We start from the raw sequence: 12,287 nt of genomic DNA on the forward strand, positions 1-12,287 counted from the left end.
GGCGGCAAACACAGAATGGACTGTGCTGTTAAAGTGAACGACGAAGCAGGTTTTGTTCACCATTCGGCAAACTGGACCGGCTTGCATACTCGCCGAAATTGCGCTCCATGAGCGACGCATGTAGCCAGCGTGAGGATACCGCGGTTGAGTGGAAAACGCCCCAACATTCTCCTGATCACCTGCGACCAGTGGCGCGGCGACTGCCTGTCCGCTGCTGGGCACAAGGTGGTAAAGACGCCGAATGCCGACGCGCTGGCTACCGAGGGCGTTTTGTTCCAGAAGCACTATGGCGGCGCCGCACCTTGCTCGCCGGCGCGCGCCTGCCTCTACACCGGCCTCTACCAGATGAACAATCGTGTCTGCCGCAACGGCACACCGCTCGATGCCCGCCACGGCAACATAGCGCTCTGGGCGCGCGCCTTCGGCTATGATCCGACGCTCTTCGGTTATACGGACATGGCGCGCGACCCGCGCACGCTGGCGCCTGGCGACCCGCAGCTGAAGAGCTATGAAGGCGTGCTGCCCGGCTTCACCGTGCGTCAGCTTCTGCCCGAGCACCAGAAGCCCTGGCTGTCATGGCTCAAGGCGCGCGGCGTCGATGCCGGCGCCGGCTCCCCCGCCATCCACCGCCCGGTGGGCGAAATCCTGGAAAACGACGGCGGGATTCAGCAACGCTCCGCCAATCTATTCGAAAGACGAGACGCCGTCGGCCTTCCTGGCCGGCGAATTCATCCGCTGGCTCGGCGAGCAGGAGCGCGATACGCCGTGGTTCGCGCATCTTTCCTTCATCAGCCCCCACCCGCCCTTCATCGTGCCGGCGCCTTACAACGCCATGTACGATCCGGCCATCGGTCCAGCTTTTGACCGCGCCGAAAGCTGGCAGGCCGAAGCAGCAAGCCACCCTTATCTCGCCTATGAACTTGACCGGCAGGAACGGTCGAAATTCCGTCCCGGCTCGGAGGGCAAGGTGCGCGACTGGGGCGACGATAATTTTCGCCGCATCCGGGCGCTCTATTACGGCATGATCTCGGAGGTCGACGCGCAGCTTGGCCGTGTCTGGCAAGCGGTCAAGGCGGCCGATGCGTGGGACGACACCGTCATCGTGCTGACCTCAGACCACGCCGAGATGATGGGCGATCATTTCATGCTGGGCAAGGGCGGTTTCTTCGACGGCAGCTTCCATATTCCGCTGATCATTCGCGATCCGCGCCGCCCCAAGGCTGCCGGCAGCAGCGTCGACCGCTTCACCGAGGCGGTGGATTTGGCGCCGACCTTGCTCGAGCTCACTGGGCTCGAGCTCACTGGCGGCGAAGTGCTGCCGCATCTCGACGGCCGCTCGCTGGCGCCTTTCCTGGACGCAACGGAGCCGGACAATTGGCGCGATACGGCGCATTGGGAGTTCGATTTCCGCTCGATCGCGGATGGTGATGCCGAACGGTATTTCGGCATCGGTCCGCGTCAGTGCAATTTCGCTGTCATCCGCACGCAAAAGTTCAAATATGTGCATTTCGGCGGCGGCCTGCCGCCCTTGCTCTTCGACCTTGAAAAAAAAGCCGGCGAGTTGACCAACGTCGCTGACGACCCAGCCTATCTGCCGGCGCGGTTGGAATTTGCCGAGAAGTTGCTCGCCTGGCGGGCCGAGCATCTCGACCAGTCTCTGGCGCTCGCCGAATTGACGGACAATGGCGTTGCCGGCCATGTCGCCGGCTTTCCCTCGAGATAAGCAAAGCCCGCGCCGTGGCCGGCGCCGGCTTCTCTGTCGGCCTGTGTGCAGCTTAGCGCATGATCATGCGCTGTTTGTCGCGACTTTGCGCATAGGTGGCCTTGTCATAGGGGGCCTGCGCCTCAAGCTGCTCCTTGGTGAAGTTCGTGTAGAGATAGCGCTTGCCGTTCTTGTCGGTCATGAATTTCAGGTTGTCCATGCCGACCGCCACCTCCTTCTCGCCGACGCCAAGGAAGCCGCCGACGTCGATGATGACTGCGTCGACCTTCTTGTCGCTGCCCAGCACGATATCGCCAATTTCGCCGACGTTGACATCGTTGGCGCCGTAAACGGTTGTTCCAACCAGATCCTCGGCCCGGATTTCGCCCATCGGCATTTCGGTTAGCGTCGACTTGTCGATCGACCCGGTCTTGGTCTGGTCGGCCGCCGAGTTAGCCGGAGGCGCTGCTGCCGGAGCGTTTTGAGCCGTCTTGCTGGCTTGGTCAGTGTTGTTGGTCGTCGCGGTGTTGCTGGCCGTCACGGTAGGCGTGACGGTGGCGGGCGCAGTAGCCGCGGCATCATTCGACGCAGTGGTTGCCGGGGCCGGATCATAGGGCTTGCGGTCGAAGTCCGGCTGCGCCTGCAGCTCTTCTTTGGTCGTTTGCGCGACCAGCCAGCGATCGCCGTTCCTTTCGGCCCATTGCGCCTTGTCAAAATCATAGGCGACGTTTTTTTCGCCGATGCCGAGGAAGCCGCCGACACCGATGATCAGCGATTGCGCCTTGGCTTCCTTGTTGATGACGATGTCGTTCACGTCACCGATGTTTTGGGCGTCGTCGCCGGTGCCGTTGTAGACGGTCTCGCCGATGATATTGGTGGCGAGATTGCCTTCGGCGCGCTTCACTGGCTCAGCCGGCGCGGCAGGCGCAGGGGTTGTATTTTGCGCGCTGGTGGAAGGGGCGGCAGGCGCCGCATTATCGGCCGAAGCTGGTGGCGGAGGTGGATCGTAAGGAGTCCGGTCGAAATCCGGCTGGGCCGTCAACTCATCCTTCGTCGTTTGCGCTATCAGCCAACGGTCGCCATTTCTTTCGGCCCATTGCATCTTGCTGTAGTCGAAAGTGACGTTCTTGGTTCCTATGCCAAGAAAACCGCCGACGCCGATGACGACGGATTTTACCTCGCCGCGCTCGTCGAAGACGACGTCGCTGACCTTGCCGATATTCTGGGCATCGTCGCCGGTGCCATTATAGACGGATTCGCCGATGATGTTGGTGGCAAGGCTGCCCTCGGCACGTATCGCCGGAGCGGTATCCTGGGCGGCGGGTGGTTGCGCCGGCGCCGGGGTCGTCGCCGATTGCGCAAATGCACCCGTCGCAATCAATGTTGCGACTGCTGTCGTGGTTAAAAGGGTGCGGATCATCTTAGTGTCTCCTCGTCGGTGATTTCGTGCACGCCCTGCCCGCCTGGCGTCACTGCGGGCGCAGCGTCTTCTGCATGTTCACAACGTTGTGACCACACTGTTGTTCCGAAAAAAGCCGTGGTGCACCCCGTGCGATGTCAATGGTTCTCGGATTCGCCGCGCTGGTCGAACGGAACATTTTCTCGGCCGCCCCGTTCCACTCCCGGCTGGGCCCCGTCCCGGCCCGATAGGTGCTGGAAAATGGAACGGCCATGCGGTTTGCAGCGGTGCTGAACAAGGACGGGGGCACCCTGCGCACCATCGATCTTGAGGCCTTCGCCAGCCGGATGCGCGGCACGCTTGAGACTGCCGGCCACTCGATCGATATCGAAATCGTCGCCGGCAAGGATATCGTCGCCACGCTGGACGGCATAGCTTCCAGGCGCGGCATCGACGTCGTGCTGGCGGGCGGCGGCGACGGCACTATTTCGGCCGCGGCAGCCCGTTTGATGAATGGGGAGAAGGCGCTGGCAATTCTGCCGGCTGGCACAATGAACCTTTTTGCGCGCGGCCTCGGTATTCCGCAGACCCTCGATGCGGCACTGAAATCGTTTGCGGACGGCGAGGTGATGGCGATTGACATTGCAACAGCCAACGGCCGGCCTTTCGTGCATCAATTCTCGATCGGCATGCACGCCAGGATGGTGCAACTGCGCCAGAAGATGGAATTCGGCTCGCGGCTGGGGAAGATGCGTGCCTCGGTGCGAGCCGCTTGGGCAACGATCAACAATCCACCGGCGATGAAAGTAACGCTGACGATCGGTGAGGCCGAGATCAGAACCCGGATCACCGGTATCGGCATCACCAACAATCTGTTCGGCGAGGGCCACCTGCCCTATGCCGATAATCCGGCAGGCGGCGTGCTGGGCATCTATGTCACCGTGGCACGGCGGCGCGGCGAATTGATCAGGTTCCTCTTTGACGTCGCCCGTGGGAAATGGCGCGGCAACGAGCATGTCGAAATCCATCAGGCAAACCGCGCCGTTTTGAAAATCCATTCGACGAACAGGAAAGTTCAGGCCGTCATGGACGGCGAACTGGTAAAGCTCGATCGCGAGACGACCGTCGAAATCCATCCGCGCGCGCTGAATGTTCTCGTCCCGGCGCGCGCCGCCGAGGCAAAGGTTGCCTGACGTGGGGTAGCGTGATGTGGGGTTGCGTAATGCGAGCTGACACGAGCGATGGAGAGAATCTAGCCGCTGGGCGTGTTGCCCTGCTCGGTCTTCGGCGTCTCGATCATCCAGCCGTAGATTTCGGCGACGCCCCAGGCGATAAAAGCCAGCAACAGCGCGGCGATCAGGATACGAAGGACATGCCGACCCCGCCGCCCTTGACGGGCTTTGTTTTCAGGAATGATTTTTGGCATTGTCTGGCTCCATATTTGGCGCCGGCAGGCGTAACTAGCGGGGCGTTGGCTGGTAACGGTCCCCCGCCGCGAAAGTTCCGGCTCGGCAAGGCGACAAACGGGCCGATTGGCCTGATCAATCAGCGGGGCCGGCCACTGGGGGCATAGTGGACGACAATAGCCAGAAAACGCCGGGCCTGCCGGCCGATATTCGCCGTATGGTGGGCGCCGCGGACCGCCTTGCCGTGCTGCACGGCCTCGACGCGCTGGACAGGGCTGCCGATCCTGATTTCGATCGTATCGGTGGTCTTGCCGCTTCGGCGATGCAAACGCCTGTCGCACTGATCACGCTGGTCGATGCCGAGCGGCAGTGGTTCAAGTCCTGTATCGGTCTCGACCAGACCGAAATCGCAACCGAGACATCGTTCTGCGCCTATACCATCGCAGCCGGCGACGTGCCGATGGTGGTGGCCGACGCGGCGGCGGATCCGCGGTTCAAAGCCAATCCGCTGGTCACCGGCGAGCATCATATCCGCTTTTACGCAGGCGTGCCGATCGTCGTCGACGGCGCGCTGATCGGCACGCTGTGCGTGCTCGACCGGAAGTCGCACGCACGTCCCTCTTCTGTCCAGCTCGACCAGCTGTCGGCGCTGGCTGGCCTCGCCGCCAGCCTGTTCACGCTGAAGGATGCAACCCGCAGCGCGGCGATTGCCGAGGCCGCACTGGTTCGAGAGGAAAAGCGGCGCGCTATCGCGCTTGACGCGGCTTCGCTTGCCAGCTGGGCATGGGATATCCGCAGCGACATGATCGACTGCGATGTCCTGCTGTCCGAATTGTTCAACCTGCCCAAGTCGAACAGGCTGAGGGCGCGCGACATCCTGACCGCCATCGACCTGCGCGACGTTCACCAGACCGAAACACGCTTTCGCGACGCGCTGACCGGCAGCGACGACTATTTTGGCGAATACCGTGTCAAAGGCCTCGATCCGCCACGATGGATCGCAACGCGCGGCCGCGTCATAGAACGCGACGGCGAGGGCAAGCCGACGCTGATCTTCGGCGTCAACTACGACATTACCGAACGCAAACTTGGCGACGAACGTCAACGGCTGTTGCTGCGCGAGCTCAACCACCGCGTCAAGAACACTTTGGCAACCGTACAGGCGCTGGCGACGCAGACCGTTCGCCATGCCCGCCAGCCAAGCGAATTCCTCCAAGCCTTCAGCGCCAGGCTGCAGGCACTGGGCGTTGCGCACAGCCTGCTGTCGGACCGCGAGTGGCGCGGCATCGGCATCCGCGAGCTGGTGGAGATCGAGCTAAAGCCGTTCCAAGCCGCCGGACAATCGCGGATGGCGATCTCCGGCGCCGATGTCCTGCTCTCACCCGACCAGGCAGTCGGGCTAGGGCTGATCCTGCATGAACTGGCAAGCAACGCACTGCAATACGGGTCGCTCTCGGTTTCTTCCGGAAAGGTCGATCTCGATTGGAGGGTACAAGGCAGGAAGGATGCACGGCGTCTGTTGCTGGCCTGGCGCGAAAGCGGCGGCCCGCGGGTTGCGCCGCCCGAACGCCATGGCTTCGGCTCGATCCTGATCCGCCGCAGCCTGGCCAAGGTCATTTCCAGCGAGGTGACCCATGAATTCCGGCCGGACGGCGTGGTCGCCGAAATATCGATTCCGCTCGAAGATTTGTGACGCCAACATTTTGCGACCGGCGCCAGAATCGTTTGCCCCGAACTATCCCCTCCGAACTATTCCCGTTTGCCGGTATCCGGATCATCGGAGCCGCGCTTCACGTTCTCGCGGTAGATGGCGTAAGCAGCGAGTGCTATCGCCGGGCCGAGAATCGCGCTCAGTCCAGCCTTTCCCGGGCCACCTTTGCCCTTGAGCAGCGCCGGCAGCACGGCGAGTGCCGCAGTGATGCCGATAGCCTTCATGTCGGCGTTGCGTCGCTTCGCCCGGCGTCTGGCGCGCGAGCCAGCCGACATCCGGTAGACGAGCAGGATGAGACCGGCGATTGCCAGAAAGCCGATCCCGAAGCTCAGGGAGGCTGCCATCGGCCCATAGCGGGCCGCCGTCCAGATATAGGCCGCCCCGACCAGGAAGCCGAGGCCGCACAGCGCCGCGAGCGCTGCGACCGAATAGACAATCGCAGCGACGCGCGCGCGTTGCACCGCCGCAATGGTTTCGCCCGAGGCGAGGCCCGAGATCAGCGATGCAAGCATTCCCATGCGTGCAGAACTAGCGGCGAGCGAGAAGCGCGAAGAGGAATCCGACGCCTGCGGCGATCGCCAGCGAAGTCACCGGTTTTTCGCGCATATGCGCTATCATCTGCGCCTCGATGTCCCTGGCGTTGCTGCGCAGGCTGTCGAAGGCTGCCTCGCCCTGGGTTCGCAACTGCTCGACGCTTTCGGCCGCGGCTCGCCGTGCTGCCCCGTAGCCATGTTCGCCAGTTTTGGCCAACAGCTTGGTAAGTTGGTCGATGTCGGCCTTCAGTTGTGCGATGTCGGCCTCAATATCGGAATTCGTGCGGGCTTCGTTCGCGGCCTTTCCTGCGGCAGTCGCCATTGCTTCACTCTCCATGCTTTTGCTCGGTCGAAACGCTCGACAGACCCCAAGGTTCCGGCACGAACCTCTTCTAACCCTATCTCCGGCAGCGCGCGTTGCAAATGCCTTGCACGGGCCGAGGCCGACGCATCCGCGCCGGCACGTCTTTTTTAAATGACAGCATGCCAAATAACGATCATGACTTCCCCCGTTTCACGTTAGAGACGCATTCAAGGAGATATTGCTGCGTGCGCGCATCACTTGACGGTTTGCGGATTCTTATCCTGGAAGATGAGTTCCTGATTGCCATGGATATCGAGCAGCTTTGCCGCGACTACGGCGCGCTCGATGTGGTCATCGCCCGTGATCTGACTGAGATCGAACAGCAAGACGTTGCCGCGCAGTTCGATGTGGCCATCGTCGACCTCATGCTGAGCGGCGTTTCGACGCTCCAATTTGCTTCGCGGCTGCGTGAAGCGGGCATCCCGTTCGTCTTCGCCTCGGGCTATTCGGATACCGACGAGATCAAGAAATCCTTTCCCGGCGTCAGACTGGTCACCAAGCCCTATTCGGGAGACGATCTCGTCGAAGCAGTGGCGGCGGCCCGCAGGCGAACGCCTCTCCGCTGAGGCGCGGAGCGGTTCGAACACGGCCACGCTTCACGCAGCCGTCGACCCGGTTACCTGAGCCGAAATTGCGTCCGGGCCATACTCGTCTTCACCGGAGATCTTCAGGATTTCCTGCAGCCGAGTGCGGGCGCGGCTGACGCGGCTCTTGATCGTTCCGACGGCGCAACCGCAGATCTCGGCCGCTTCCTCGTAGGAAAAGCCCGATGCGCCGATGAGGATAATGGCTTCGCGCTGGTCTTCGGGCAGCAACTCGAGCGCGCCGCGAAAGTCTTCGAGGTCAAGCTGGCCGTGCTGGGCCGGATGAACGGCAAGCCTGGCCGTCATGACGCCATCGCTGTCCTGCACCTCGCGGCCGCGCTTGCGCATCTGCGAATAGAATTCGTTGCGCAAGATCGTGAACAGCCATGCCTTCAGATTGGTGCCGGGCTGGAAGCTTTCATGCTTGTCCCAGGCCTTGACCAACGTTTCCTGCACCAGGTCGTCGGCCTTGTCGGCGTTTTGCGTCAGCGACACGGCAAAAGCCCGCAGGCTCGGGATCGAGCCGAGCAAGTCGGTCTTGAAGCCCTGGGAGACGGCCGCCATGCCTCAGTCCTTCTTTTGCACAGGTTCGGCCTTTTCCAACTGGCTGAGCAGTTGGGCGAAGCGATCCGGCACATTGTCGGAGACCAGCTCGTCGTAGTATTGTTTGAGTTTGCGGCCGATTTCCGAGTTCGGCCCAAGCGGGTCGCGGGAAGCAGCCCGGCGCCCGTTGCCAACGCCAGCCGTGGTAGCTTTCGTCATGTTCTTCATTTCGCCCTTTGTCCCAGCCTTAAGCCGCCCTTCAACACATAACGCAAGGCAAGCGGCAGCCTCGTCTGGTTGCCCAACCCCGCCCTAAACGCCAGCCCGCATACTTAGTTCCGCATGACCGGAACTTTTTCGCACAACCCGCGTTTCTAACTTTGGGGTTGCGAGCCGTTTTTAGCTATAACATGCAATCACGTCATATGAGGGAGACGTCCGATATGAGCCTATCAGCAACCATCGCTCCGCACCTGCCGTTCCTGCGCCGCTTCTCGCGCGCCGTATCCGGATCGCAGGAGAGCGGCGACGCGCTGGTCGCCGCAATGCTCGAGGCCATCATTGCCGATGTCGACATCTTTCCGGACGCATCGAACGACCGCATCGCGCTCTACAAGGTCTTTGCCAAGCTCTTCACCTCAGTGGCCATTCGCGTTCCGCAGGAGCATGCCCAGTCGGCATGGGAACAGCGCGCCGCAGCCAATCTGAATGCAATTGCGCCTCGTCCCCGCCAAGCCTTTCTGCTGGTCGCGGTCGAAGGCTTCAGCGAAGACGAGGCGGCGGAGATTCTCGAAGTCGACGAACAGGAATTCTCCGAACTTCTCGCGCAGGCGAGCAACGAGATCTCCCGTCAGGTGGCAACCGACGTGCTGATCATCGAGGATGAGCCGCTGATCGCCATGGATATCGAAGAAATGGTCGAAAGCCTCGGCCACCGCGTCGTCGGAACGGCGCGCACCCACGCCGAGGCGGTGGCGATGTTCGGCAAGGCGAGGCCAAAGATGGTGCTTGCCGATATTCAGCTTGCCGACGGCAGTTCGGGCATCGCGGCCGTCAATGAGATCCTATCGTCGACCTCGGTGCCGGTGATCTTCATCACCGCCTTTCCCGAGCGCCTGCTCACCGGCGAGCGGCCGGAACCGGCTTTCCTCGTCACCAAGCCGTTCAATCCGGATATGGTCAAGGCTCTTATCAGCCAGGCCCTGTTCTTTGACCGGCACGCGAAAGCCGCAGCATAAAACAGCTAGCGGCCGAGTTGCGGCCGCCAGGGTGTGGGATAGCCACTCCCCTTGGACCGGATGGGGGCGTGACGCCGGCTTAACACACGACAGCCAACTGCTGCCGAACCTGACGAGGACCTTTTCGCACACACCGCAGCAATTCGGGCCATAACGATTTTCAGCATCGTCTTTTTCGGAAAATGGTGGAACAAACGGAGGCGAATCACGTTTTCACCGCAGCATTGGAAGGAGATGGATCATGCTTTACTGGGCGCTCGTATTTCTCGTCGTGGCGATCATCGCCGGTGCGCTTGGTTTCGGCGGTATCGCTGGCACCTCGGCCGGTATAGCGCAGATATTGTTCTTCATCTTTCTCGCCTTCCTGATCATATCGCTTATTGCCGGCCTGATCAGACGAGCGTGAATGCCAAGCGGCCATTCAAGCGAACACTGGAAGCCGCACCCCTCAAACGGTTTCCAGCCACCGCCGGGCAGTGTCCTCTAACGGGATGCCGCTCGGCGGACCGCTTTTTAAGGCTTGATACGAAGCTCCTCCTTTTGGAACCCATTTTTCCGCGAGCCGTTCAGCCCGACATGGGTTGAGCAAATTGACCGATGCGTTCCAGAGTCGGAAAAATGAAAGACCGCGGCCAGAGTGATGAGATCATCGCTTTGCATCCCGCCGAAAGCGGAATGCAGCTTGGCCGGGCACTTCTCCATGCACTGCACAATGCCGGGATTTCCGTCCTATACCAGGATCGCGAAATGAAGACGGTGTGGGCGCGCAACATGCGCGCCCCATGGACTTCCGATGCCTCCGACAACAACGGCATCTTGCCGCCGGCGCAGGCGGAGCGTATCGGCGCCGCTAAGCACGACGTCATCGTCTCCGGCAATCCTCAACATCTCGAACTCAGCGTGCCGGCCGATGACGGCGCCCGCTGGTTTCAGGTGTGGATAGACGCCGACCGCAGCGAGACCGGCGCGGTGCAGGGCGTCGTGACCACCATGGTCGAAACAACCGAGCAGAAACGCCGGGAGCAGACGTTGAAGGCGCTGCTGCGCGAAGTCAGTCATCGCTCCAAGAACCTTTTGGCCATCATCCAGAGCATCGCCACCCAGACGGGCCGTTATTCCGGCAGCATTGACGATTTCCTGACGCGTTTCCGGGGCCGATTGCAGTCGCTGGCCTCCTCGCAGGACCTGGTTACGTCATCCAATTGGCGGGGAGCGGCGCTGCGCGAGCTGGTTTCCGGTCAGGTCGGCAGGTACGGCGCGGACCCCTTGCACAGCCTACGCTTCCGCGGCGCAAATCCATATCTCAACCCCAATGCCGCCTTGCACATCGGCTTGGCCATGCATGAGCTCGCCGTCAATTCGGTCAGCTATGGCGCACTGTCGCGCAGCGACGGTTTCGTCGAGGTGACGGCCGATCTGACGGCAGCTTCCGCTGGCGAGCCTGCGCTGTCGCTGACATGGGCCGAAGTGATCGGAGCCAACGACAATCAACGTAGCGAGAAGCGTTTTGGCAGCGTCGCGCTTGAACGCGTCGTGCCCACTTCTTTGAATGGAACGGCGACACTTGAGATCACCGGGAACCGCCTCGAATACCGCCTTGTCGTTCCTCACGGCAATTTCGAGACGGATTGAACGAACGGCGGTCGGCGCGAGAAGGCTTGCTACGCATCGCCAACCTTAACCGACTGTTCACCATAAGGTCCGATCCTGTCCGAACGTGCCGATCCACCGGACATCGATTGAGTTTGGCACAATATGAAAGGAATGGGCCTTGACGGCTGCCGACTTGAACAGACTGGAACACGCCGCTCGCGTCTCGATGAGCGGTTTTCAGGATCCCGACGCGTCCGCAGCGCCCGCGCCTCGTGCATCGCCCCTCCGCTTCGCCGCCGTCGCGCTTATGGCCGCTATCGTCCTGACCGCCGCGTCCCAGCTGATCTGATCGAGCTCGCCAAGGTCCGCCGCCGGCTTCCGCTGCTCACGTCTGCTTGATCGCTCTGTCGTCACAGGAACTTTGAGGGATTTTGGCCGTTTCCATGGCGAGAGGGTCCCGCCATGGAGCACATTGCCGCCTTGCTGCTGGTTGTCGGCTGTTCGAATGCCATGACCGCGTGCCGTGAATTGCCGGCGCCGGTAAGCGTTTTCGAAACCACTGCCGAGTGCATGACCGCGCGCCCATTCGCGGTCATCGACCTGCAGGGCCAAGCCCAATATGTCGTCGCCAGATGCCTTGCCGTCGATCCTGCGCTCGAGGACGACTATGACAGCATCATCTGGAACGTGCGTCCCGACGGCACGCTCGATGCGTCCTTGGAGATTTCCGGGTTCGTGGTAGCATCGAACGGCGCACGCCCCGAAAAAGACTATCTTAATCAACAATGAAATCGTGCGGGCAAAGGCCGTACTTTCATGCTAAATGGCGGCTGGAGCTTATTAAAGTGAGGACAAAAGTGAGGATGACTCCATGCGGAAGATGATTATTGCCATGGTTGCCGTGGTTGCGGTCAGCGGCTGCACCACCACGGAAGAGAACGTGGGTATCGGCACTGTGGGCGGCGCGCTCATTGGCGGCGCTGTCGGCGGCGGCAAGGGCGCTTTGATCGGCGCCGGCGCTGGTGCGATTGGCGGTCTGCTCGTTCGCCGTCTGCAAAATGGCTACTGCCAGTACAGAGATCGTCACGGCCGGATCTACACAGCTCGCTGCAACTAGTTTCGAGCTCCAGGCGAACAGCAAACGCGGAGACGGGCCACCTGTCTCCGCGTTTGCCCTTTTAAGGCGCTGTTGCGACGCGGGTCATGAGGCGGCG

At 61.7% G+C, this 12,287-nt stretch carries 15 protein-coding genes and 1 pseudogene; 10 read left to right on the forward strand and 6 right to left on the reverse strand.

Features of this window, described 5'->3' with window-relative positions; all coding sequences use genetic code 11:
• The first annotated feature begins 144 nt into the window (after positions 1-144).
• A pseudogene (locus NKH70_RS12070) lies at positions 145-1,723 on the forward strand (alkaline phosphatase family protein).
• A gap of 52 nt (positions 1,724-1,775) precedes the next feature.
• Here the strand turns inward: NKH70_RS12070 and NKH70_RS12075 are convergent.
• Positions 1,776-3,122 (reverse strand): PRC-barrel domain-containing protein, encoded by a 1,347-nt coding sequence (locus NKH70_RS12075; protein WP_352910062.1) that lies wholly within the window; start codon positions 3,120-3,122, stop codon positions 1,776-1,778.
• A gap of 251 nt (positions 3,123-3,373) precedes the next feature.
• Between NKH70_RS12075 and NKH70_RS12080 the strand changes: the two genes are divergently transcribed.
• A complete protein-coding gene (locus NKH70_RS12080) occupies positions 3,374-4,294 on the forward strand; it encodes a diacylglycerol/lipid kinase family protein (protein WP_352714276.1) in 921 nt (306 codons plus the stop codon).
• Between the two features lie 59 nt (positions 4,295-4,353).
• Here NKH70_RS12080 and NKH70_RS12085 read toward each other — a convergent pair whose 3' ends face one another.
• Positions 4,354-4,527, reverse strand: a complete 174-nt coding sequence (locus NKH70_RS12085) for a hypothetical protein (protein ID WP_352468959.1) — start codon at positions 4,525-4,527, stop codon at positions 4,354-4,356.
• Between the two features lie 197 nt (positions 4,528-4,724).
• Here NKH70_RS12085 and NKH70_RS12090 point away from each other — a divergent pair, with 197 nt between their 5' ends.
• Positions 4,725-6,200: a sensor histidine kinase gene (locus NKH70_RS12090; RefSeq protein ID WP_353025352.1), complete on the forward strand. Its 1,476-nt coding sequence runs from the start codon at positions 4,725-4,727 to the stop codon at positions 6,198-6,200.
• A gap of 56 nt (positions 6,201-6,256) precedes the next feature.
• On the opposite strand, the gene NKH70_RS12095 is transcribed toward NKH70_RS12090, so the two are convergent.
• Positions 6,257-6,736 (reverse strand): hypothetical protein, encoded by a 480-nt coding sequence (locus NKH70_RS12095; RefSeq protein ID WP_352910059.1) that lies wholly within the window; start codon positions 6,734-6,736, stop codon positions 6,257-6,259.
• A gap of 10 nt (positions 6,737-6,746) precedes the next feature.
• Positions 6,747-7,073 (reverse strand): ElaB/YgaM/YqjD family protein, encoded by a 327-nt coding sequence (locus NKH70_RS12100; protein ID WP_023678546.1) that lies wholly within the window; start codon positions 7,071-7,073, stop codon positions 6,747-6,749.
• A gap of 227 nt (positions 7,074-7,300) precedes the next feature.
• Here NKH70_RS12100 and NKH70_RS12105 point away from each other — a divergent pair, with 227 nt between their 5' ends.
• The gene (locus NKH70_RS12105) at positions 7,301-7,681 is read left to right on the forward strand and encodes a response regulator (protein WP_352714279.1); all 381 of its coding nucleotides are present in this window, start codon (positions 7,301-7,303) and stop codon (positions 7,679-7,681) included.
• A 30-nt stretch (positions 7,682-7,711) separates the two neighbouring features.
• On the opposite strand, the gene NKH70_RS12110 is transcribed toward NKH70_RS12105, so the two are convergent.
• Positions 7,712-8,263: a sigma-70 family RNA polymerase sigma factor gene (locus tag NKH70_RS12110; RefSeq protein WP_023678544.1), complete on the reverse strand. Its 552-nt coding sequence runs from the start codon at positions 8,261-8,263 to the stop codon at positions 7,712-7,714.
• A gap of 3 nt (positions 8,264-8,266) precedes the next feature.
• Positions 8,267-8,470: a NepR family anti-sigma factor gene (locus tag NKH70_RS12115; protein ID WP_023720919.1), complete on the reverse strand. Its 204-nt coding sequence runs from the start codon at positions 8,468-8,470 to the stop codon at positions 8,267-8,269.
• 215 nt (positions 8,471-8,685) lie between these two features.
• On the opposite strand from NKH70_RS12115, the gene NKH70_RS12120 reads away from it, so the two are divergent.
• From NKH70_RS12120 to NKH70_RS12145, 6 genes are all read left to right on the forward strand, one after another.
• The gene (locus NKH70_RS12120) at positions 8,686-9,480 is read left to right on the forward strand and encodes a response regulator (protein WP_353025334.1); all 795 of its coding nucleotides are present in this window, start codon (positions 8,686-8,688) and stop codon (positions 9,478-9,480) included.
• Between the two features lie 241 nt (positions 9,481-9,721).
• Entirely contained in the window at positions 9,722-9,886 is a 165-nt protein-coding gene (locus NKH70_RS12125; protein WP_023678541.1) for a DUF1328 domain-containing protein, read from the forward strand.
• A 191-nt stretch (positions 9,887-10,077) separates the two neighbouring features.
• On the forward strand, positions 10,078-11,112 hold the full coding sequence (locus NKH70_RS12130) for a sensor histidine kinase (protein WP_352451150.1): 1,035 nt from the start codon (positions 10,078-10,080) through the stop codon (positions 11,110-11,112).
• Positions 11,113-11,251: 139 nt separating this feature from the next.
• On the forward strand, positions 11,252-11,422 hold the full coding sequence (locus tag NKH70_RS12135) for a hypothetical protein (RefSeq protein WP_352468954.1): 171 nt from the start codon (positions 11,252-11,254) through the stop codon (positions 11,420-11,422).
• Between the two features lie 113 nt (positions 11,423-11,535).
• The gene (locus NKH70_RS12140; RefSeq protein ID WP_352714281.1) at positions 11,536-11,862 is read left to right on the forward strand and encodes a hypothetical protein; all 327 of its coding nucleotides are present in this window, start codon (positions 11,536-11,538) and stop codon (positions 11,860-11,862) included.
• 82 nt (positions 11,863-11,944) lie between these two features.
• The gene (locus NKH70_RS12145; protein WP_006328050.1) at positions 11,945-12,190 is read left to right on the forward strand and encodes a YMGG-like glycine zipper-containing protein; all 246 of its coding nucleotides are present in this window, start codon (positions 11,945-11,947) and stop codon (positions 12,188-12,190) included.
• The last annotated feature ends 97 nt before the right edge of the window (positions 12,191-12,287 follow it).

The organism is Mesorhizobium sp. M0991 (assembly GCF_040318915.1).
Lineage (GTDB): Bacteria > Pseudomonadota > Alphaproteobacteria > Rhizobiales > Rhizobiaceae > Mesorhizobium.